Origin of the sequence: Campylobacter sp. RM15925 (genome assembly GCF_012978775.1) — a bacterium.
Lineage (GTDB): Bacteria > Campylobacterota > Campylobacteria > Campylobacterales > Campylobacteraceae > Campylobacter_A > Campylobacter_A canis.
Genome location: NZ_LIWP01000009.1, coordinates 32,465 through 54,210 on the forward strand (window position 1 = coordinate 32,465; position 21,746 = coordinate 54,210).

General features: G+C 39.6%; 24 protein-coding genes. 19 read left to right on the top strand and 5 right to left on the bottom strand.

What is annotated here, in order from left to right; genetic code table 11:
- Position 1 precedes the first annotated feature (1 nt).
- The 10 genes from CDOM15925_RS06615 to CDOM15925_RS06660 all read left to right on the top strand — a co-directional run bounded on the left by CDOM15925_RS06615 (position 2) and on the right by CDOM15925_RS06660 (position 9,049).
- On the top strand, positions 2–622 hold the full coding sequence (locus CDOM15925_RS06615) for a DNA polymerase III subunit delta' (RefSeq protein ID WP_169942340.1): 621 nt from the start codon (positions 2–4) through the stop codon (positions 620–622).
- Positions 619–1,767 (top strand): dihydropteroate synthase, encoded by a 1,149-nt coding sequence (folP, locus tag CDOM15925_RS06620; RefSeq protein WP_169942342.1) that lies wholly within the window; start codon positions 619–621, stop codon positions 1,765–1,767. Before CDOM15925_RS06615 ends, folP begins: the two co-directional genes overlap by 4 nt.
- The gene (gene ligA, locus CDOM15925_RS06625; protein WP_169942344.1) at positions 1,760–3,697 is read left to right on the top strand and encodes an NAD-dependent DNA ligase LigA; all 1,938 of its coding nucleotides are present in this window, start codon (positions 1,760–1,762) and stop codon (positions 3,695–3,697) included. The genes folP and ligA overlap by 8 nt, the downstream gene beginning before the upstream one ends.
- Positions 3,698–3,727: 30 nt before the next feature.
- A complete protein-coding gene (gene tlyA / locus CDOM15925_RS06630; protein WP_169942346.1) occupies positions 3,728–4,453 on the top strand; it encodes a 23S rRNA (cytidine-2'-O)-methyltransferase TlyA in 726 nt (241 codons plus the stop codon).
- Positions 4,419–5,303 carry a bifunctional riboflavin kinase/FAD synthetase gene (locus tag CDOM15925_RS06635; RefSeq protein ID WP_169942348.1) on the top strand — a complete coding sequence of 295 codons (885 nt, stop codon included), beginning with the start codon at positions 4,419–4,421 and terminating at the stop codon, positions 5,301–5,303. Before tlyA ends, CDOM15925_RS06635 begins: the two co-directional genes overlap by 35 nt.
- Complete coding sequence (cmoA, locus tag CDOM15925_RS06640) at positions 5,300–6,004, top strand: carboxy-S-adenosyl-L-methionine synthase CmoA (protein WP_169942350.1); 705 nt, start codon at positions 5,300–5,302, stop codon at positions 6,002–6,004. The genes CDOM15925_RS06635 and cmoA overlap by 4 nt, the downstream gene beginning before the upstream one ends.
- Before the next feature lie 88 nt (positions 6,005–6,092).
- Positions 6,093–7,184, top strand: a complete 1,092-nt coding sequence (locus CDOM15925_RS06645) for a transglutaminase family protein (protein WP_169942352.1) — start codon at positions 6,093–6,095, stop codon at positions 7,182–7,184.
- Positions 7,181–7,504: an aryl sulfotransferase gene (locus CDOM15925_RS06650; RefSeq protein WP_169942354.1), complete on the top strand. Its 324-nt coding sequence runs from the start codon at positions 7,181–7,183 to the stop codon at positions 7,502–7,504. Before CDOM15925_RS06645 ends, CDOM15925_RS06650 begins: the two co-directional genes overlap by 4 nt.
- The gene (locus tag CDOM15925_RS06655) at positions 7,497–7,769 is read left to right on the top strand and encodes a heavy-metal-associated domain-containing protein (RefSeq protein WP_169942356.1); all 273 of its coding nucleotides are present in this window, start codon (positions 7,497–7,499) and stop codon (positions 7,767–7,769) included. Before CDOM15925_RS06650 ends, CDOM15925_RS06655 begins: the two co-directional genes overlap by 8 nt.
- A gap of 2 nt (positions 7,770–7,771) precedes the next feature.
- Positions 7,772–9,049 (top strand): M20/M25/M40 family metallo-hydrolase, encoded by a 1,278-nt coding sequence (locus CDOM15925_RS06660; RefSeq protein ID WP_169942358.1) that lies wholly within the window; start codon positions 7,772–7,774, stop codon positions 9,047–9,049.
- A gap of 78 nt (positions 9,050–9,127) precedes the next feature.
- Here CDOM15925_RS06660 and nth read toward each other — a convergent pair whose 3' ends face one another.
- Positions 9,128–9,760, bottom strand: a complete 633-nt coding sequence (nth, locus tag CDOM15925_RS06665) for an endonuclease III (RefSeq protein WP_169942360.1) — start codon at positions 9,758–9,760, stop codon at positions 9,128–9,130.
- A gap of 110 nt (positions 9,761–9,870) precedes the next feature.
- Between nth and CDOM15925_RS06670 the strand changes: the two genes are divergently transcribed.
- Genes CDOM15925_RS06670 through CDOM15925_RS06700 form a run of 7 tightly spaced genes read left to right on the top strand, consistent with a single transcriptional unit; the run spans position 9,871 to position 17,091 of the window.
- Complete coding sequence (locus CDOM15925_RS06670; protein ID WP_169942449.1) at positions 9,871–10,683, top strand: peptidylprolyl isomerase; 813 nt, start codon at positions 9,871–9,873, stop codon at positions 10,681–10,683.
- A gap of 10 nt (positions 10,684–10,693) precedes the next feature.
- Positions 10,694–11,758 (top strand): class II fructose-bisphosphate aldolase, encoded by a 1,065-nt coding sequence (gene fbaA / locus CDOM15925_RS06675; protein ID WP_169942362.1) that lies wholly within the window; start codon positions 10,694–10,696, stop codon positions 11,756–11,758.
- A gap of 8 nt (positions 11,759–11,766) precedes the next feature.
- Positions 11,767–13,095 carry a MotA/TolQ/ExbB proton channel family protein gene (locus tag CDOM15925_RS06680; RefSeq protein WP_169942364.1) on the top strand — a complete coding sequence of 443 codons (1,329 nt, stop codon included), beginning with the start codon at positions 11,767–11,769 and terminating at the stop codon, positions 13,093–13,095.
- Positions 13,079–14,137, top strand: coding sequence for an OmpA family protein (locus CDOM15925_RS06685; RefSeq protein WP_169942366.1), 1,059 nt, complete (start codon positions 13,079–13,081; stop codon positions 14,135–14,137). Before CDOM15925_RS06680 ends, CDOM15925_RS06685 begins: the two co-directional genes overlap by 17 nt.
- Positions 14,133–14,978 carry a 1-aminocyclopropane-1-carboxylate deaminase gene (locus CDOM15925_RS06690; RefSeq protein ID WP_169942451.1) on the top strand — a complete coding sequence of 282 codons (846 nt, stop codon included), beginning with the start codon at positions 14,133–14,135 and terminating at the stop codon, positions 14,976–14,978. The genes CDOM15925_RS06685 and CDOM15925_RS06690 overlap by 5 nt, the downstream gene beginning before the upstream one ends.
- 4 nt (positions 14,979–14,982) lie before the next feature.
- Complete coding sequence (gene hisD / locus CDOM15925_RS06695; protein WP_169942368.1) at positions 14,983–16,290, top strand: histidinol dehydrogenase; 1,308 nt, start codon at positions 14,983–14,985, stop codon at positions 16,288–16,290.
- A 48-nt stretch (positions 16,291–16,338) separates the two neighbouring features.
- A complete protein-coding gene (locus tag CDOM15925_RS06700; protein WP_169942370.1) occupies positions 16,339–17,091 on the top strand; it encodes a flagellin in 753 nt (250 codons plus the stop codon).
- Between the two features lie 331 nt (positions 17,092–17,422).
- Here CDOM15925_RS06700 and dnaK read toward each other — a convergent pair whose 3' ends face one another.
- The 4 genes from dnaK to CDOM15925_RS06720 are packed head-to-tail and all read right to left on the bottom strand — an operon-like array spanning position 17,423 to position 20,907.
- Positions 17,423–19,306, bottom strand: a complete 1,884-nt coding sequence (gene dnaK / locus CDOM15925_RS06705) for a molecular chaperone DnaK (protein WP_169942372.1) — start codon at positions 19,304–19,306, stop codon at positions 17,423–17,425.
- A 31-nt stretch (positions 19,307–19,337) separates the two neighbouring features.
- Positions 19,338–19,571, bottom strand: coding sequence for a hypothetical protein (locus tag CDOM15925_RS06710; RefSeq protein ID WP_169942374.1), 234 nt, complete (start codon positions 19,569–19,571; stop codon positions 19,338–19,340).
- A 23-nt stretch (positions 19,572–19,594) separates the two neighbouring features.
- A complete protein-coding gene (grpE, locus tag CDOM15925_RS06715; protein WP_169942376.1) occupies positions 19,595–20,119 on the bottom strand; it encodes a nucleotide exchange factor GrpE in 525 nt (174 codons plus the stop codon).
- Complete coding sequence (locus tag CDOM15925_RS06720; protein WP_169942378.1) at positions 20,116–20,907, bottom strand: HrcA family transcriptional regulator; 792 nt, start codon at positions 20,905–20,907, stop codon at positions 20,116–20,118. The genes grpE and CDOM15925_RS06720 overlap by 4 nt, the downstream gene beginning before the upstream one ends.
- Positions 20,908–21,223: 316 nt before the next feature.
- Here CDOM15925_RS06720 and CDOM15925_RS06725 point away from each other — a divergent pair, with 316 nt between their 5' ends.
- Both CDOM15925_RS06725 and CDOM15925_RS06730 read left to right on the top strand, forming a co-directional pair.
- Positions 21,224–21,478: a helix-turn-helix domain-containing protein gene (locus CDOM15925_RS06725; protein WP_169942380.1), complete on the top strand. Its 255-nt coding sequence runs from the start codon at positions 21,224–21,226 to the stop codon at positions 21,476–21,478.
- The gene (locus CDOM15925_RS06730; RefSeq protein ID WP_169942282.1) at positions 21,471–21,626 is read left to right on the top strand and encodes a hypothetical protein; all 156 of its coding nucleotides are present in this window, start codon (positions 21,471–21,473) and stop codon (positions 21,624–21,626) included. Before CDOM15925_RS06725 ends, CDOM15925_RS06730 begins: the two co-directional genes overlap by 8 nt.
- Positions 21,627–21,746: the final 120 nt, after the last annotated feature.

Consider the following 21,746-nt stretch of genomic DNA (forward strand, 5'->3'; position numbering starts at 1 on the left):
CATGCATAGCAAGATTGTTATCACGAGTGATTTTGAAGCTTTAAAAGAGGAGCTTTTAAGGCTTTATGATCCAAATTTTTTAAGATTTTTTATAAGTGAAGATTTCTTGCTTGAAAATGCAAAAGAGGTCATAACTGAAGCCTATATCGCAGAAAATAGCGAGAAACTGCTTGTTGTTATGGCTAAAAATTTTCGCATAGAAGCGCAAAATTCACTCCTTAAGATCATAGAAGAGCCTCCTAGAAATATCAAATTTATAATCGCTTGCGAGTCTAAAAATATGCTGCTTCAAACGATTCGCTCGCGTCTAATCACCGAAAACAGGCTTATAAAAAAAGAGCGCATAAAAAGCGGGTTAAATTTCACTCGCCTTGAGTTAAAAGAAATTTATCGCTTCATAGATGAACAAATCGAACTTGAAAGAGCCGATAAGCTCGGTAAAAACGAGCTAAAGGAGCTAATTTCATCAATTGCCATAGAAGCTAGCGAAGCTGGAGTTAAATTTAGCCAAGATGAGCTAAGCTACTTTTACAAGGCGGTTAAGCTTGCCGAGCTAAATACAAAATCACACGCGCTCTTAACGCCAATATTGCTAATGATATATGAAAAGGGCCGAAGGTGAAAATTTTTAAGATAAATCAAGACACAAATTTTGATGAAATTTGCAAATTTATAAGCCCTAGCAAAGAAGGCCAGGCGATAATGAAAAAAAAGGCGAATCTCAATTTTTTCCTTTTAAAAGATATCCGCTCGCCTGCTGCAAACATACTAAAACAAGACGCGCTTAGCATAGGAGCCGAGCTTGTCACTCACAAAAATACGATTTTAAACGGCGAAAACTCAACCGCGCTTTTAATCGCAACCGACGCGCAGATAAAAGAGCTTGCAAAAAAAGAGGCTGCACAGGATTTTGGACTTAAAAATTTGGCTATCTTTTTAAAATCAAGCTTTATAAAGCCAATTAAACCCCAAATAATGGGAGTTGTAAATATAAACGAAGATAGCTTTAACGCCCAAAGCAGAGTAGATACAAAAAGCGGTATAAAAAAGATAGAAGCGATGATAGAAGAGGGTGCTGATTATATCGATGTAGGCGCGGTTAGCTCGCGTCCGGGCAGTAAATACGTAGGCGCTGAAGTCGAGTTTGAGCGACTTAAGGATATCGTGGCTGAAATTTACCGCCTAAATTTGCATGAAAAGGCGAAATTTAGCCTTGATAGCTTTGATGAATACTGCCTTGAATACGCGCTAAATCACGGCTTTAAGATGATAAACGACATAACGGCAAATACAAATTTAGCTAGCCTTGCCGTTAAGTATGGCGTGCAGTACTGCCTCATGCATATGCAAAACAGTCCTGAAAATATGCAAGACAGTCCGCATTATGATGATCTCCTCGGCGAGATAGATAGCTTTTTTGCGGATAAAATCGCCAAAGTGCGCGAGCTGGGATGCGAAGATATCGTGCTTGATGTCGGTATCGGCTTTGGAAAAACGCCGCAAGATAATTTGCTTTTGATAAAGCATTTGGAGCATTTTTTGCACTTTGGCTTGCCTCTTTTGGTCGGTGCAAGCAGAAAGTCCGTCATAAATTTTTATAGTCCAAGCGAGGTTAGCAAGCGACTTCCGGGAAGTTTGTATCTGCATCAAAAAGCCTTTGAAAAAGGCGCAAGTATAATCAGAACACACGATGTGAGCGAACATGCGCAGATGTTTAAGATGGATGAAGCGATGAGAAATTTAAGCCTTTGGAGCCAAAATGGATAAAAAAGAGTATCTAAAAAGCGTTGATCTACTAATTTTGTGGGCGAAGGCGTATTATGAAGATGACGCTCCGCTTGCAACCGACGAGGAGTATGATGAGCTTTATCACAGAGTGCTTGAGTTTGAGCGCGCAAATCCTGCTGAAATTTCGATGTTTTCGCCGACCAAGCGAGTCGGCGGCGAGGTAAGCGAGGGCTTTATAAAGGCTGATCACATCGAGCGTATGTGGAGCATGGAGGATATATTTGACGAAGCAGAGCTGGTAGCTTGGCTAAATCGTGGCGATAAGCTTGGGCAAAAATTTGTTATCCAGCCTAAATTTGACGGAGCTAGTCTTAATCTTCTTTACGAAAATGGCGAGCTAAAACGCGCCATAACTCGCGGTAACGGCATAACTGGCGAAGACGTAACGACAAATGCAAAAGTAATTAAAAACATCCCGACAACTATCGTTTATAGCGGCAAGATCGAAATTCGCGGCGAGGTCGTCATATCAAAGAGTGATTTTGACGAGATAAATTTAGCTCGCATGCAAAGAGGCGAAACTCAGCTTGCAAATCCTAGAAACGCAGCCTCGGGTAGCCTCAGGCAGCTTGATAGCAAGATAACTGCAAGCAGGCGGCTTCAGTTTCGTCCGTGGGGGTATGGGGCTCAAAATTTAGGGCTTAAAAACTACTCTGAGATCATGGAATTTATCTACTCTCTTGGCTTTGAGCGCGAGGAGTTTTTTAAAATTTGCCTTAATCTTGAAGATATAAAAACCGCTTACAGCGAGCTTCTAAATTTACGTGAAAATAAGCCCTTTATGATGGATGGAATGGTCGTAAGAGTTGATAGCGTGGCGTTTTCAAACGAGCTTGGATACACAGAAAAATTTCCGAAATTTATGGTCGCTTACAAATTTCCTGCGATTGAAAAGACGACAAGGCTTGTTGATGTGGCGCTTCAGGTGGGAAGAAGCGGTGTCGTAACTCCCGTAGGCGTGCTTGATGAGGTAAATATCGACGGCGTTAAGGTTAAATCAGCCACTCTTCATAACTTCGATGAGATTAAGCGCCTTGGCGTTATGAAAGGCGATTTTATAAGCATTATCCGCTCAGGCGACGTGATACCAAAGATAACGGGAGTCTTTAAAGAGCGCAGAAACGGCTCTGAAGCACCGATAGAGCGTCCGAATAACTGCCCGGTTTGCGGTACTATGCTGCTTGATGAAGGGGTTTTTATCAAGTGTCAAAATTTAGAGTGCAAGGCACGCGTCATAAACTCACTCATTCACTACGCTTCAAAGCGCTGTCTAAATATCGACGGGCTTGGCGAAGCTATCGTAAATCAGCTTTTTGAAGCGGGATTCGTAAATAAAATAGCCGATATATACAGGCTTAGTGAAAATGAATTATCAAGTCTTGAGGGCTTTAAGGATAAGAAAATTTCAAATTTGCTAAATGCTATTGATATCGCGCGCACTCCAAATCTGCATAGCTTCATAACCGGTCTTGGAATAGAACATATCGGAGAGGTTGCGGCTAAGAAGATAGCAAGGCAGTTTGGCGACAAGTGGCTAGAGCTTAGCTATGAGGAGCTTATGAGCATTGACGGCTTTGGTGACGCGATGGCTGAGAGCTATGTGGAGTTTATGCAGGTAAATAGATCAAATTTAACAGAACTTTTAAGCTTTGTAACTCCGAAATTTGAGAAATTTGAAGTTAAACAAAGCGATATAAGCGGTAAAACATTTGTGATAACAGGCACGCTTAGTAAGGGTAGAGATGAATTTAAGGCTATTTTGGAAGCTCACGGCGCTAAGGTTTCAGGCTCGGTTTCCAAAAAGACCGATTTTGTTTTAGCAGGAAGCGAGGCCGGAAGTAAGCTTGATAAGGCGCTTGAGCTTGGCGTTAGAGTGATAAGCGAAGAAGAGCTTATGGGGATGCTTTGAGGTTAAATTTGGCTGCTTTTAGGGGTTGTGATGAGGTTTGATCTGTTTGCGGCGCAAAGGCTAAATATCAGCAGAAACAAGGCTAGCGAGCTTATAAAATCGGGCAAAATTTTATTAAATAGCAAGACTCAAACCAAGCCGAATTCGCAAGTTAACAACGAGGATAGTATAAATTTGCTTGAAGAGATTTACGTCGGGCGAGGAGCGCTTAAGCTAAAGAGCTTTTTAGAGAATTATAAGCTTGATTTAAAGGGTAAAACCGCTCTTGATATCGGTAGCAGCACGGGAGGCTTCGTGCAAATTTTGCTTCAAAATCTAGCCGGTAGAGTAACCGCGCTTGACGTGGGCAATAGCCAGCTTGATGAGAGCTTAAAAAACGATAGCAGAGTTGAGGTGAAAGAAGATACCGACATAAGAGAGTTTGCCCGTGAGGCAAAATTTGAAGATGAAAATATGAAATTTGACGTAGTAACCTGCGATGTGAGTTTCATCTCGGTAGTGCAAATTTTGCCCGACATTTTAAAAGTTGCCAAAAAGGATATAATAATACTCTTTAAGCCCCAGTTTGAGGTTGGGCGTGAAGCTAAGCGCAATAAAAAAGGAGTCGTAACCGATGCCAAGGCTTTATCGCGAGCAAGAGCGAAATTTGAGCTTGCGGCTGCAAATTTGGGCTTGGTATTACGGGAGTGTCGGCAGTGCGAAGTAAGAGGAAAGGAAGGAAATGCCGAATTTTTCTACGCTTTTAACAAAGGATAATATCACCGCCGTTGCTATCGGGCATTTTGACGGGGTGCATCGCGGGCACAGGGAACTTTTAAATCGTTTAGGCGAATTTGGCGGGCTTGTTGTCATCGATAAAAACAAGGCAAACATCACTCCAAAGCTTAAGCGCGCCGAATACTCGAGATATCCGTGTTTTTTGTATGATTTTAACGCTATAAAAGGGCTTAGCGGAGATGAATTTATAGCTCTTTTGAAAAGAGATTTTAAAAATTTAAAAAAGATAGTCGTGGGATTTGATTTTAGATTTGGTCGAAACAGGGCGTGGGATAAATATGATTTGAGGCGAATTTTTGACGGTGAGGTTGATATCGTAGAGGAAGTTTGCTTTGAGGGTATGGGTGTGCATAGCTCTGCGATTCGAGAGTTTATAAAACAGGGGCAAATTTACGAGGCAAATCTCTTAATAGGGCGCGAATACTCAATCGAAGGCGATGTAATCAAAGGTCAAGGAATAGGGCAAAAAGAGCTTGTGCCGACTCTAAATTTGGACGTGAAAAACTATCTTTTGCCTATCGAGGGCGTTTATGCAACCAGAACCAGAATAGGCTATAAGACTTACGGTTCGGTAACTTTTATCGGAAATCGCTTAAGTACGGACGGCAAATTTAGCGTAGAAACTCACGTCATAAACGAAAATATATCAAACGCAAGCCACGTGGCGGTATGCTTTATAAAGCGACTTCGCGGAAATATGAAATTTGCCGATTTAAGCAGTTTAAAAGCGCAGATTAAATTCGACATAAGCGAGGCTTCTAAATTCGTAGGAACCTGTGATCTGTATATAGACGACAAGATGATAAGAGGGGGCGTGGCGCAAAGATGAGAGATGAAATTTTTAAAGAGCCGATAAAAAAGCAGTTTGAATTTGACGCTGCGGTCGCTAGCGTGTTTGACGATATGATAAACCGCTCGGTTCCGCACTATGATATAGCCCAAAGTCTCATTGTCGAATTTCTTGTAAAAACCTTAAAAAAAGAAGCTTTTGTGCTAGATCTTGGCTGCTCTACGGCTTCTACTTTGCTAAGGCTTTATGAGGCGAGAAGTGATCTGAATTTGCGCGGTATAGATAACGCAGCCGCCATGCTTGAAAATGCAAACGCCAAGATAAGAGCTTATGGCGCAAATATAACTCTTGAGCTTGCCGATATCTTGGAGTGCGATTTAGGTGTGCAAGATGCGGTGCTGATGAACTATACTTTGCAGTTTATCCGCCCTATAAAAAGACAGGAATTCGTAGGCAAAATTTACGAGAGCCTAAATGAAAACGGAATTTTCGTCTTTAGCGAAAAGATGATATTTGAAGATAAGACATTAAGTAAAAATATCATCGAAATTTACGAAAACTACAAGCTAAATCAAGGGTATTCTAAATTCGAAATCGCTCAAAAGAGAGAAGCTCTTGAAAACGTGCTGATACCATACACTGAAGCCGAAAACAGAGAGCTTGCTTTAAATGCGGGATTTAAGAGTGTGGAGTGCTTGTTTAGGTGGGCAAATTTCGCCACATTTATAGCATTTAAGTAGTATAAAATTTTCAAACGAATTTTAGTAATTAGCAAGTAAAATACCTATTAAGAGTTGCGGTGCAACTATATTTATACAAGGCATTTTCATGCAAAGACGTGATTTTTTCAAATTTAGTGCGGTTGTCGGTGCGGCTAGTTTTGCGCCTAATGTTGTTTTAGCTAACATTGAGGCGATTAAGACGCCTAACAAAAATAGAATTTTTGACGTTAGCTTTAAGCATAGTCTAAAAGAGCAGGGCAAGCTTAGCAGGCTTTGGGTTCCGCTTCTTGTCGGTAACGAATATCAGCAACTTGTAAGCAACTATGATGTATCGACAAACGCAAAAGAGCACTACATCTCAGATCTTGTGATACCTACGCTTTATGCGGGATTTAACGAAGATGAAAAAGATGGCAATTTAGAGCTTAAATTTCGTGTGCAAACACAAGAGAGAAACACTGATTTTAGCAAGGTAAATTTCAACGAAAACGAAAAACTTAGCCCTGAAGTTGAGTTTTTCTTAAAACCTACTAAGCAAATCCCAAATACAGGCATAGTAAAGCAAAAGGCTGATGAGATCGTAAAAGGCATAAAAGGCGATCTTGAAAAGGCAAAAGCTATATACACTTGGGTTGCAAACACCATGCAGCGTGATAATAGCGTCATAGGATGCGGTCTAGGAGATGTAAAAGCGATACTTGAAAGCGGAAAGCTCGTGGGCAAATGTACCGATATAAACTCCGTTTTTGTAGGGCTTTGCAGAGCAGTTGAGATACCTGCTAGAGAGCTCTTTGGCATAAGAGTCGGTCAAAGCAGATTTTCAAACGAGATGGGCAAGGCGGATGAAAACGGACTTGCTAAAATTTCAGGCGGACAGCATTGCAGGGCGGAATTTTATCTTAAAGGATACGGCTGGATACCCGTAGATCCTGCCGATGTTACTAAAGTGCGTCTGGGCGAAAAGCTAAGCAATAGCGATGAGAAGCTAAGCAAAATTCGCGAATATCTCTTTGGCAATTGGGAGATGTGCTGGGTAGGATTTAACTACGGGCGCGACTTCATCTTAAAGCCCGAGCCCGAGCAAATCCCGCTAAACAACTTCGGCTATCCGTATGCGGAAACTGACGGAAATACGGCAAATTATTATTCGCCAAAAGAATTTAGCTACGACTATACCGCACAAGAGTTAAAAGCTTGAGAAGCGTATTTTTAGCCATCGCTTCGATAATAAGTGCTTTTGCGGCTACACTTTGCTGCTTGCCGGCACTTGTTTTTTTGATATTTGGATATACGTTCACTCTTTTTGGTTTTACCGAGCAGCTAAGCGAATTTAGAGGGATTTTAAGTATTCTTGCCCTTGTTTGCTTGGCTCTTTCTATATTTTATTTTTTTAAAAAAGATAGAAGTTGCTCGCTTAAAAAAACAGGCAAAAAATGGCTTTTGATATACGTTTTTTTAGCTGTTTTTGTGTTTATTTTGCTATCATATCCTGAAGTTTTGGGAGCTATCTATGCGTAAATTTATCGCTCTTATCTTGCTTTGCGCTTTTGTATTTGCCGATCAAAAAGTTGTTATTTTGGTTGAGGAGATGCACTGTCCGCTTTGTACGGCTATGGTTAGAAAAGCGCTATTAAAAGTAGATGGCGTAAAAGAGGTGAAGGCTAGTTTGCGCGATAAGACGGCAGTTGTTAAGACGCTTAAAGATATAAGCGAGCAACAACTCTTAGACGCGGTAGCAACAACAGGCTATAAAGGTAAGATAATAAACAACTTAAAGGAGTAGAAATGCAAAAAAATGACGTTATGAGCGACTTTAAAAAGCTTTGTGAAATTCCTCACTGTAGCTATGAGACAGAACAGATGAGAGAATTCTTGGTCGAATTTGCCAAATCTCAAGGCTTTAATGTAGATGTGGACGAGCTTGGAAATATACACGCTCACAAGGGAAATCCTAAAATTTGCCTTCAAAGCCACTATGATATGGTTTGCGTGGGTGCTGCTCCAAAGCTGGAACTTATCGAAGAAAACGGGATTTTAAGAGCTAAAAACTCAACTTTAGGTGCAGATAACGGCATAGGTGTAGCCATGATGATGGGTGCAATGAGAGAATTTGCGAATTTAGAGTGTCTATTTACAAACGATGAAGAGGTTGGGCTTGTAGGCGCAAACGGATTTAAAAGTAAGATTATCGCTCCAAATTTGTTAAATTTAGACAGCGAAGAGGATGATCGTGTGACTTTAGGCTGTGCAGGCGGTATAAACGTAAGCGCAAAGGTAAGCGATGAAAAAGTTAAAAAAAGCGGAAAAGTTTATGAAGTAAGTGTTACTGGACTTCCGGGTGGTCACTCGGGTAATGAAATTCATAAAAACATCCCAAGTTCCATAAAGATAATCGGCAAATTTTTAGCCGAAAACGGTTGTGAGCTGATCAGTCTTGACTTTGGCGAAAGAAGCAACTCTATCCCTGCAAATGCAAGATGCAAGGTGCTTTGCGCGCAAGAGCTAAAATCAGACGGCCTTGTAGAAGTAGTTGCTCTTAATGAAGATAAGGCTGAGGTGCTGGCTCATAGTGGTAAAATTTTAGCCCTTATTAACTCATTCCCGCAAGGCGTAAGAAGCTATAATGTCGAGCTAAATATGGTAAATAACAGCATAAATCTCTCAACCGTCAAGCAAAAAGACGGCTTGGTGGAATTTGACTTCTTCGGAAGGGCTATGACTAGAGAAGGGCTTGATATCGTAGGTTTTGAGACTAAGACATTAGCTGATGCTCTTGGATTTGACGTTAGCGTAAGAGATCGTTCGGCTAACTGGAGTCCGTCTATTAGCGAATTTAGCGAAGTAGTGCTTGAAGAGCTTAAAAAATTTAAGCCAGAAGCTAAATTTTCAGCCGTTCACGCAGGGCTTGAATGCGGAATTTTAGTAAGCAAGCAGCCCGGACTTGAAGCTTGCTCTATCGGACCGAACATCCACTCGCCTCACTCGGTAAATGAGCGCTGCGAGATAGAGTCTGTCCAGATGATGGATAAGGTAGTAAGAAATATAATCGCTCGTTTTCAATAATCTTTAATAACCTAGCTACGGTATTTTAAGCATTATATGCCGTAGCTATTTTAAATTCGCAAGACAATTAAATTTAAGCTAAATTCTCTTATCCTTGCTCTTGCAAAGGTCGTTTAAAAAACACTCGTCGCAATTTGGCTTAATCGCCTTACATGTATATCTGCCAAAAAGAACCATTGCTTGATGAAGCGTGTTTAGGTCTGTTTTAAAAGCTTTTGTTAGATCCATCTCCACTCCTTCGGGAGTTTTGGCTCTACTTAAGCCTAGTCTATGAGATACGCGAAATACGTGCGTATCTACGGCCATTAAATTTGCTCCGTTGTGCTCGATAAGAACTACGTGAGCCGTCTTTTGTCCGACACCCGCTAAGCTTACCAGTTCCTCTTCGCTAAGCGGAATTTCACCGCCAAAATTCTCCATTACGCTTTTTGCCATTTTGATTAAATTTTGGGCTTTGTTATTAAAAAAACTACAGCTTTGTATGAGCATTTTAACACTTGCCAAGTTCGCGTTTGCCATACTTTTTATATCCGGATAGCTTTTAAAAAGCTCAGGCGTTATTAAATTTACTCGCTTATCCGTGCACTGAGCAGATAGCATAACGCACACCAAAAGCTCGTAAGGGTTGTTAAATTTAAGCTCGCTTCTTGCGTCTTTAAAATGGAGCAAAAACCGCTCTTTGATCGCTTTTATATCTTTTTTTGTTCTCATATCGGGCTACTTTAAGTCCTTTTAGTAAAAATTTTTAATAAATTATAACCTAACATTAATTACTTTCTTGCTATAATTTTAAACAAATTTTTTAAAAAGGAATAAGCATGATGAATAAAGTTTTATTCGGGGCTTTAAGTTTGGCTGCGGCCGTAAGTCTAAACGCAGCAGTTTATGCAACTGTTGACGGTATGAATATCGAGGATAAGGATGTGGCTATAACTCTTGGCGCAATGCCCGGCGTGCATTTGCAACAACTTCCTGCGGATACTCAAAGAAAAGTTATAGACGAGACTATCAGCAGAAAACTTCTTGCAAAAGAGGCCAAAAAAAGCGGCGTAGAAAAAGAAGCGCAGTTTAAGGAGGCTCTTGAGGAGGCAAAAGACGCTATTATGCTTGATATATGGATGAAGAAAATTTATGATGATATCAAAGTAAGCGAAGCTGATATAAAAGCATTTTACGATAAAAACAAAGAGCAGTTTTCAATCCCTGCTCAAGCTAAAGCTAAACATATCCTAGTAGCTGACGAGAAGGCTGCAAACGAGATAATAGCTCAACTAAAAAATCTAAAAGGCGACGCTCTTGTGGCTAAATTTATGGAGCTTGCAAAATCAAAATCAATTGATCAAGGCTCGGGCGCTAACGGCGGCGAGCTTGGCTGGTTTGGTCAATCTCAAATGGTTAAACCATTCGCCGATGCGGCATTTGCACTTAAAAAAGGCGAAATCACAACAAAACCTGTCCAATCGCAATTTGGCTACCATGTAATCTTAAAAGAAGATAGCAAAGTTGCAGGAGCGGTTCCTTTAAATGAAGCAAAAGGACAGATAGAAGCCGGCTTAAAGATGGAAAAATTTAGAGACGAGATGAGAAAAAGAGGCGACGCTCTTCGCTCTAAAGCAAAAATAGAATATAAATAAGAGGTGTAAAATGGGTGTTTTAGATATAGTAAAGCCGGGAGTTTTGGTAGGCGATGATGTAAATAAACTCTATAACTATGCCAAGCAAGAGGGATTTGCGATCCCTGCCGTAAATGTCGTAGGAAGCGACTCGGTAAATGCCGTATTGGAGTCGGCGAAGAAGGCTAACTCACCCGTTATTATTCAGTTTTCAAACGGAGGAGCGGCGTTTTATGCGGGCAAAGCCTGCCAAAACGCTGCGGTACTGGGTGCAGTAGCCGGAGCTTCGCATGTGCATATGCTTGCTAAAGCTTACGGAGTGCCTGTAATCCTTCATACCGATCATGCGGCTAGGAAGTTGCTTCCTTGGATAGACGAGCTTATCAAATTTAGTCGCGACTATAAGAAATTTCACTCAACTCCGCTTTTTAGCTCTCATATGCTTGATCTTAGTGAAGAGAGCTTGGAAGACAACATAAGCACTTGCGAAAAGTATCTTGCCGAGCTTAGCGAGCTGGGTATCAGCCTTGAGATAGAGCTTGGCGTAACGGGAGGAGAAGAGGACGGCGTGGATAACACGGGAGTTGACAATGCGCTTCTTTATACCCAGCCTGAAGATGTGGCTCTTGCCTACGAAAGGCTTAGTAAGATAAGCGATAGATTTAGCATAGCGGCTAGTTTTGGCAACGTACATGGGGTTTATAAACCCGGAAACGTAGTGCTAAGACCTGAAATTTTAAAGAATTCTCAAGAGTATGTTGCTAATAAATTTAATACTTCTTGCAAAAATCCCGTAAATTTCGTCTTTCACGGCGGAAGCGGAAGCGAGCTAAAAGATATCAAAGATGCCGTTAGCTACGGAGTTGTCAAGATGAATATCGACACCGATACGCAGTGGGCGTTTTGGGATGGAGTAAGAGGGTATGAGCTGGAACATAGAGCCTATCTGCAAGGACAGATCGGAAATCCTGAAGGCGAAGATAAGCCGAATAAAAAATACTATGATCCGCGCAAATGGTTAAGATGCGGCGAAGAGAGTATGGTTAATCGTTTGATGGTAGCCTTTGAGGATCTAAACTGCTTAAATAGAAACTAGGCTTAAGTATGGATGTCAAAAATAACGCATTTGCCGACTTGGCTATCCCTGAAACCAAGGGCAGGAGAGCGTCTTTTGTCTATCTTAAGATAGTTTTTGTACCAGTTCTTATCTATGTAGTAGCGCTTCTTGGATATTTTAAAAAGATAAATTTCGATATCGGACTTCACACAGTCATTATGATGGGTGTGATACTTGTAGTTGCGCTCATATTTGCTAAACATAGCGCCGAGCTTGCTTGCTGCTATTTTGAGCAAAGCGGGGCTGACTTCAAGCGAAGTCTCAAAGAATACATCATCAAGCATCTTTTAGTGATCGGCAAAGATACCAAATCAAATGCCAGCTTTGATGATTTTGTAACATACTATACAAGAAATTTAAGAAACGAAAATTTCGCTTCGGTCGGAGCGGGAATTTTCCCTATGCTTGGAATTTTAGGAACATTTATAAGCATAGCTATCTCAATGCCCGAGTTTAACTCATCAAACACAGTCGGTCTTGAAAAGGAAATTTCTATCCTTTTAAGCGGCGTTGCGACTGCGTTTTACGTTTCTATTTACGGAATTTTTCTTGCACTTTGGTGGATATTTTTTGAGCGATACGGGATGAGCAAATTTGAAACTCTCGTTAGACGGCAAAAAAACGCCACGAGTGATTTTTTCTGGAGCAAGGAAGAGATCGATAAACGCTATTTGCAGCAGAGCTTAATGCACTTTGAAAAGATCGGAGTTATCTTTGAGCATGTGAGCAATCAGGAGTTTTTTACCGAGCTTGATAGAGCTATAAACAAGAAATTTCAAATTTTTACCGACATCTTAAAGGCTGAAGAAAATGCGGTGAAGCTTAGCAGTGAAAGTGTAAAGCAAACGATGAATACGCTACTAAAGACGACAAAAGAGCAAAGGGATTTGGTTAAAATTCATAGCGAAATTTTAAACGTCATCAATCAATTTAATCGCAACATCAAAGATATGCAGATAAAATTTTCAGAGCAATACAACAGACTTTATGAAGTCGGCGGCGATCAAATTTCACGTCTTGAACGAAGCGTGAGTGAAATTCAAAGCGGAGTTATGAGCTTTAATAATTCGCTTCATATATTTAGTAATGAAATTTTAGAAAAACAAAAGCAAGCCATGGACGGCTTTAAAGACTCTTTGATAGACGGAGTGCAGGCTTTTAAAACGGCTTTTGACGATGAAGCTAGCTTGGCATACGAAGATAACAGTACGCTTATTAGCGAGCTTAGAAAAGACATTATGAAACTTGATGAAGAGGCTAGTGAAATCCTTGAAAGCATAGAAAAAACAAGCATATTAGATGAAGATAGAAGATAAAAGACACAATTCCGATCAGACATTTTGGATATCTTATGCCGATTTGATGGCCGGGCTTATGTTTGTCTTTATGCTGATAATCGGTGCGGTAGTCGTCAAATATGTCCTTACGCAAAGCGATATAGCGCGCCTTCAAGTAAATTTAAAATCCCAAGAGCAAAATCTTACTATAGCTCAAAAAGAGCTTAGAAACAAAGAGGCTCTTATACAAAATATCTTTTCAAATTTAAACACCGCAAAGCTTGAAAATCAAGAATTGGCAGAGATAAACGAGCTTATAAACGAGCGCTTGCGCAGGATAAGAGATGAAAAATCACGCCTTGAAAATATCACTTCAGCTTATGCGCATAAGCTTGATGATGCAAATAAGACGATTGAAAATTTGGATCTGCAAGTTAAAGAACTTATAATAAGCCTCAGCGAAAAAGAACGCCAAGTAAGCGAGCTTTTGGCAAGTCTTGAGGCTCAAGGATTGAGGTATGAAAATCTTGAAAAAGATTACAACGATACTAAAACGCAGATTAAAAATTTAGGTCTTTTGCACTCAAACGTCATCTCGAATTTACGCTCTAAGCTTGGCGATAAGGTTCATATCGATCCTGCTTCAGGAGTTGTTGCTCTGCCAAATTCTATACTATTTGACGTTGGCTCGCACACTCTTAAAGAGGAGTCAAAAGAGAAGCTTAAAGAGATCTTGCAGAGTTACTTCGAGGCTGTTTTAAATAGCGATGAAATTCGCAAGCATATCGATAAAATCGTCATCGAAGGACACACTGACTCGGTAGGAAGCTATCTGTATAACCTTGATCTGTCGCAAAAGCGCGCTTATGAGGTGCTTGAGTTTATATACTCTTGGAATAGCGATAAGAGATTAGAAGAGTATCTTATAGCTAGCGGGCGTAGTTTTGGCGATCTTGTCATGAAAGACGGCAAGGAAGATGCCGAGGCTTCAAGGCGGATTGAGATTAAGATTTCAATCTCGGATAAAGAAGCCATGAGAGAGATCGAAGAGTTTTTGGAGCGACAAAATAAAAAATATTGAGCCTATCAAATTTAGAAATCTTAGCTTTTATCTACTTAGAGATGATCTTATCGGAGGTGAATTTAACGGCAATAAAGCCAGAAAGCTTGAGTATTTTTTAAATTCAAACCTAAACGGCGTCAAAAGAGTAGTAAGCCACGGCTCAAGTCAGTCAAATGCGATGTATAGCTTAAGCGTTTTTGCTAAGATGAAAGGGCTTGAGTTTTGTTACGTAGTATCTCATCTAAGCTCAAATTTGAGAGAAAATCCTATCGGAAATTTCAAATTCGCCTTGCAAAACGGCATGAAGCTTTTTATAGATGAAAATAGAGAAGCTAAAGCAAAAGAGCTTGCAAGCGGCAAAGAAGCGCTTTTTATAAATGAAGGCGTGGCACAGCCCGAGGCTGAAGCGGGTTTTATAACTCAAGCTAGAGAGATAGAAGGCTGGGCTAGCAGTAGTGACAGAACGGTTGATATATTTTTGCCATCAGGAACCGGAACGAGTGCGGCTTATCTTGCAAAGCACACTAAATTTAGAGTGCTAACCTGTCCTTGCGTGGGGGATGAGGAGTATTTAAGGGAGCAAATTTCGGCTCTTGATTTGAATTCAAAGGTTGAAATTTTAAATCCGCCAAAGAAGTATCACTTTGGAGATTTGAAATTTGAGCTTTATGAAATTTGGCAAGAAATTTTAAAAGAGACAAAGGTGGAATTTGATCTCATATACGACCCTGTGGGGCTTATAACTCTTTTTTCAAATTTGGATAAATTTGAAAACGAGATTTTATATATCCATCAGGGCGGAATTTTGGGCAATATCAGCCAAAAGCTTAGATATGAAAGAAAGATAAATAAAAGGTGATAAGATGAAATTTTTACTTACAAGCGATGAGAATTTTAAAGATAGCTTTAAACAGCTGGTAAATCGCTCGGATATGGATATGGGAAGCGTAACTCCCGTTGTTTTGGAAATTTTAAACGATGTGAAAAAAAACGGTGATGCTGCTCTTTTTGAACAGGTTGGCAAATTTGATCGCTGGAAGCCAAATGAAGCGGATTTTAAAATAGATCCTGTCGATATGCAAAGAGCCTATGATGGAATAGATGATTCATTAAGACACGCTTTGAATTTAGCCTATGATCGTATTAAGGCTTATCATGAAAAAAGCCTTCCTCAAACATGGACACAAAAGGACGATCAAGGAGTTCTTTTGGGAGCTAAATATACGCCAGTAGATAGAGCGGGGCTTTATATACCCGGTGGAAAGGCGGCGTATCCAAGCTCGCTTCTTATGAATGCTATACCTGCCATAGTTGCAGGAGTTAAGCAGATAGTCGTGTGCACTCCTGCCGTTGAAGGCAAGGTAAATAAGCTGCTTTTGGCGGCGATGCATATTTGCGGCATCAAAGAGGCTTATAAAGTAGGCGGAGCGAGCGCTATTGCCGCTATGGCGTATGGAACAAATTTGATAAAAAAAGTAGATGTAATAACGGGCCCCGGAAATATCTATGTGGCCACTGCTAAAAAGCTTGTTTACGGTGAAGTAAATATCGACATGATAGCGGGACCTAGTGAGATAGGAGTGATAGCCGATGAGAGTGCAAATCCTCGCCATATAGCTATAGATATGCTAAGTCAAGCGGAGCATGACGAGCTTGCCAGTGCGTTTTTGATAACTCCAAACCAAGCTTTCGCCTCGCAGGTTCAAAGGTGTATAAACGAGGAGCTAAAAAGCTTGCAACGAGAATCAATCGCAAGGGCCAGTATAGAGAATAAAAGCGCGATTATCGTAGCTCGCGATATAAAAGAGTGCGTTGAGCTGATGAACGAACTGGCGGTTGAGCATCTTGAGATAGCCACAAACGACGCTATGGAGATTATGGCTGATATAAGGCATGCGGGCGCTATATTTATAGGGCACTTTACGCCTGAGGCTATGGGTGATTATCTTGCAGGACCAAACCATACTTTACCGACAGGAGGAAGCGCTAGATTTTACTCGCCTTTAGGTGTTGAAAATTTTATCAAAAAAAGCTCTATCATATCCGTTAGCGCAAAAGGCATCACGGAGCTCGGGCAAGCTTGCATGAAGCTTGCGGAGGCTGAGGGATTAACTGCGCATAAGCGATCGGTTGAAATTAGATATAACGAGCTAACGGGCATAGGTTTATAAGAAATTTATGAGCCTATCTGTATAATGAGTAAAAAATAGGAGATTTATATGAAACTTGGAAATAATTTTGCAAGCACTCAAAATCAGTATCTGGATCAAGCAAAAAACGCGACTCAAAAAGCTCTAAACAACATAGCAGTAAATCGTGCTATAAGCGGCGAGGATAGTTCGAATTTGATTATAGCGGATAATTTAAGAAGCCAAAGTTCGGCTTTAGAGCAGGGTATAGCTAATGCAAACGACTCTATCGCGATACTTCAGATAGCTGATTCTACGCTTGAAAACATAACCAAAAGTGCCGATAGGATAAATGAGCTATCCGTTAAAATGAATAGCCCCATATTAAATCAAGATCAAAGAAATATGCTAACTCGCGAGGCAAGCGCGCTTGCGCAATCCATGCAAGATAGCCTTACGCAAGCTAGCTTTAACGGTAAAAATATATTTTCTGAAAATTTGAGCTTTTTTACGGGAGATAAAACCGCAAGCGTGAATTTATCGAGTGTGAATTTAAAGAATTTGGATATAAACGATCAGCAAAGCGTGGTTGATTTTATATCTTCGATCAACTCTCTTCGCTCCGAGATAGGCTCTACTCAAAACGGAATTTTTTCAAGCATAAACGCAGGTTTGGCTAAAAATACCGCGCTAAGAGCAAGCGAAGCTAATTTATTAAACGATGATTTAGCAAAAAACATCGGCTCTTTAAATTCAAACACTATCAAGCTTAACGCTTCTATATTTGCTCAAATTCACAATACTTCAAATTTACAAAATCAAGTTACAAGGCTACTTGGGTAAAATTTAAATGGAGGGTTTAAACTCTCCATTTAAATTTCTGCTTCATATCATCTATAAAATTCTGATTATAAAAGCGTATAGGTTTTGCATAGTATGCCGCGCGTAAAACACTTTGTATAAGTTTTTGCAAGTTAGAAGCTCTGATGAGTTTTATATGGCGAGAGTAAGCGCAATTTGCAACAGGCTTAAGAAAAAGCTTATAGCGATCTTGGAAATCAAGCCGTTGCAGCTGTTGGTCATAGTAGATATAGTAAAACTTATTTGAAAGAATTTGTAGTTTGTATGAGCTGAGATAAATTTAAGGGGCGAAGCCACCCCTTAAATTTCTATATTATTCAACTTCAGCGTCGATTACGTCGTCATCCTTTTTCTTGTTTGCTCCGCCGCTTTGCTCGCCGGCTTGAGCGTTGTCTTTCTTATACATCGCTTCTGCTAGCTTGTGGCTTGCTTCGCTAAGCGCCTTTACTTTAGCGTCTATCTGCTCTTTGCTTGCATTTTCATCTTTTAGCGTCTCTTTCAACGAATTCAAAGCGCTTTCGATATTTGCTCTATCTTCGCCTGAAATTTTATCTCCAAGCTCGTTTAGGCTCTTTTCTGTTTGGTGAGCTAGTGAATCAGCTTGATTTCTTGCCTCAACCGCCTCTTTGCGCTTTTTATCATCTTCCTTATGAAGCTCTGCGTCTTTTACCATCTTGTTTATCTCGTCATCACTTAGTCCGCTTGAGCCTGAAATCGTGATGTTTTGAGCCTTGCCCGTCGCCTTATCTTTAGCTGAAACAGTTAAAATTCCGTTTGCGTCGATATCAAATTCAACCTCTATTTGAGGCACTCCGCGAGGAGCAGGCGGGATTCCTTCGAGGTTGAATTGCCCAAGAGATTTATTATCTCTTCCAAATTCTCTCTCGCCTTGAAGAACGTGTATGGTAACTGCACTTTGATTATCTTCGGCTGTTGAGAACACTTGGTTTTTCTTAACAGGTATGGTTGTGCCTTTTTCTATGATCTTTGTCATCACGCCGCCAAGTGTTTCGATACCAAGGCTTAGCGGAGTAACGTCAAGAAGCAATACGTCTTTTACGTCGCCTTTGATAACCGCACCTTGTATCGCCGCACCTATGGCAACCACTTCATCAGGATTTACGGATTTATTTAGCTCTTTGCCGAAAGCCTTTTTAACCTCTTCTTGAACTAACGGCACGCGCGTAGAACCACCAACCATAACGATCTCTTTTACTTCGGATTTGTTTAATCCCGCCTCTTTTACAACCTCGTTAATCTTGTTAATCGTTTCTCCTACAAGATCATCGATCATGCTTTCAAATTTTGCTCTTGTAAGCTTTTTAACAAGGTGCTTAGGGCCTGTCGCGTCAGCCGTGATAAATGGTAAATTTATCTCTGTTTCTTGAGCGGAGCTAAGCTCTTTTTTGGCATTTTCGGCAGCTTCTTTTAGTCTTTGAAGTGCCATTACATCGCCTTTTAGATCGATTCCGTTTTCTTTTTTGAACTCGTCAGCTAGCCAATCTATCAAGCGATTATCAAAGTCATCGCCTCCCAAGAACGCATTACCGCCTGTTGAGAGAACCTCTACTACGTTATCGCCTGTTTCAAGAACCGTTACGTCAAAAGTACCGCCACCAAGGTCATAAACTACTATTTTTTCAGCCTCTTTTTTGTCAAGCCCGTATGCAAGAGCGGCTGCCGTAGGCTCGTTTATGATACGAAGCACGTTTAGTCCCGCTATCGTGCCTGCTTCTTTTGTTGCTTTTCTTTGACTGTCGTTAAAGTAAGCAGGTACTGTTATAACCGCATCTACAACGCTCTCTCCAAGATATGCTTCGGCATCTTCTTTTAGCTTCATTAAGACTTTAGCCGAAATTTCTTGCGGAGTATATACCTTGCCGGCTATCTCGATAGCGCAAGCGCCGTTTCTATCCACAACATGGTACGGCAAGCGAGTTTTAGCCTCTTTTGCGGCATCTTCGTTGCTCATAAGACCCATAATTCTTTTTATAGAGTAGATGGTCTTTTCCGGATTTGTAACGGCTTGACGTTTTGCGCTGTCGCCTACTAAAACTTCTCCTTTATCTGTAAATGCTACGACAGAAGGAGTTGTGTTTTTGCCCTCTTTGTTCTGTATAACCTTGCTCTCACCTCTTTCATAGACACTTACGCAAGAGTTTGTCGTACCAAGGTCTATTCCTATAACTTTTCCCATTGTTTTTCCTTTTTATTTAAAATTATTTTTTTTATTGTTTTTGTAATATATGATTATATTTTCCGTCTATAATCCTCCATGCACACATATATAATGCATGACCTGAGCGTTCTTTGCCTGTTTTTTCAAAGTGATATGGCGCATAAACATTTGCGGTTTCATAATCATGAAATTCTCCATTTGTTTCGATATAATCTCGTATACATTTCAATTCTTCTTCAGAATATAGTTTTCCGCTATCTCTTTTTTGTTTAGCTTTTGCCATTATCTTTCCTTGATTTGTAATATCTATTTAGCCACAGAAACCATTGCAGGACGCAAAATTCTACCGTTTATAAGGTAGCCTTTTTGTATCACTTGCACGATCGCACCGCTTTCGTGAGCATCGCTTTCAACTCTCATCATGGCATTGTGCACATTCGGATCAAATTCACCATCCGTGCTAATAGCCGTTACGCCGTGCTTTTCAAAGCATTTTTTAAACTGGTCTATAGTGATATTGATGCCCTCTTTGATTTTGGCTGCAAATTCATCGCCTTCCGGATTGAAATTTGCCGCCATTTCCAGCGCGTCAATCACCGGCAAAAGATCTCTTGCAAATTTTTCGTTAGCATAATTTACTAGATCAACTTTTTCTTTTTCAAAGCGTTTTTTGATATTTTCAAAATCAGCATTGGCTCTGTAATACTTATCCGTTAGCTCATCAATTTGCTTTTGAAGTTCAAGATTTTTTAGATTATCATCGCCAAAGCTAATGCTCTCATCGCTACCTTCATCAGGTATTAGATCTTGTGCTTTTATCTCTTCACTCATGCCGCATCCTTTATATAGTTAAAAAATTTCTCATAATCCGTATAAACGCTTCCCGCACAAATCATCTTAGCCTCATCGCCAAGATATTTCACGTCTTGCTTTATACCGATATGCCCATCGTCAAAAAGCGGAGAAAACGCTAAATTTGAACTCATTAACCGCTCAAAGCCGGGATCTAATATTGTTTTAAATCTCTCGTCTTTAAACATACTAAAGGCTATTTTTTCATTTTCCTGAAAATAAATTTTCGTTCTCTTTAACTCTTTGATTCTGTTTTTAAGCTCGTTTAATCCTACTTGAGACGCTATCTCCTCAAGTCTATCCAAGCTAATTCCTAAAAGATTGTTTAAAAATTTCTCGACTCTACGATCAAATTTAAGAGCAATCTCGTCACTACTAAAATTTAAAACTAAAAATCTATCGTTTAAGTTCAAAATTTCCTCTAAAATTTGATACTTATTACCGTAAATCATGCAATAAATCTCAAAATCTCTGGCGAGTTCTTTCAAAAAATACTCATCTGAAATTTCAAGCTCTTTGTCAAAGCTAAGATGAGTTTGCCAATATGCGTTCATAGTTGAGGCGGTAGGTATCCTTCCTCCGCTTATATGAAGCTGTGTTATGGCTCCTTCATCTGATAGCTTTTTAAAATAAACCCTGATAGTCGAAGCAGGAATCGCTACTGACATACGAGAGCAAAGCTCGCTTGAACCAATTGGTGAATTGTCATTCAAATAAGCTTTTATGATAGATTGCAGAATCAAATCTCTCTTGCTGGTTTTTATCATATTAGCACTCTTTTATTTTAATTGCTAGAAGCATTATACAATATTGAGTTAGATATTGTCAAGTATTTAAATTAAAAGATTTTATTTAGATAACTTTAGCCTTATATGCTCATATTTTAATTAACAAGGAAAGTATTGTCTTTTGGATATTAGATTTATCAAATTTGTATATATTTAAATAAATTTATACGAAATAATGTATAAAATAATATAAATAAAATATAAAATATAATATAAAATAGATTTTATATAAATTATTTTCATTATACTATAATAATTTATGTATATTTAATAATATAAACTGTATAATTATACAATGGTAGAGATAAGTGATATTTTTAATTTGTTGCACAATGCTGTCGAATCAAAAAATATGGGTAAGAAAATTTCACAAGCCCAAATGGCAAAACGCCTTGGAGTGTCAATGAGAACTTATCAGGATTGGAAGCTTGGAATTTCAAAGCCTCAAGCCGCTATTGCAGTGTGTCAGCTTCTTTGCGAGCTTGATGATGAAGATGTCGTGTATGTAGTTAAAAAAATAAGAAAATTGATAGGAAATTTAGATGGATAGATTAACACAAAAAGAAAGAGTGCAGCTTGAAGAGGTTTTTGCGGCAATTTATGCAAATAGAGAATCAAAATTTAAAAGCATTTATACAAATTTATTTAAAAGATTGGTTAAATTTAGTAATAAATTTAAAAAAGTCTTTTGGATATAAATAACTGTTTTAAATAATAATACAAGCAGAGTGCTTTGCAATTCTACTAAAAAATGAATTAAAACCAAACTTATAATAGGAGAGCAGGCTTTTATAAAGGCTTTTGGTTAATGGGGAAAA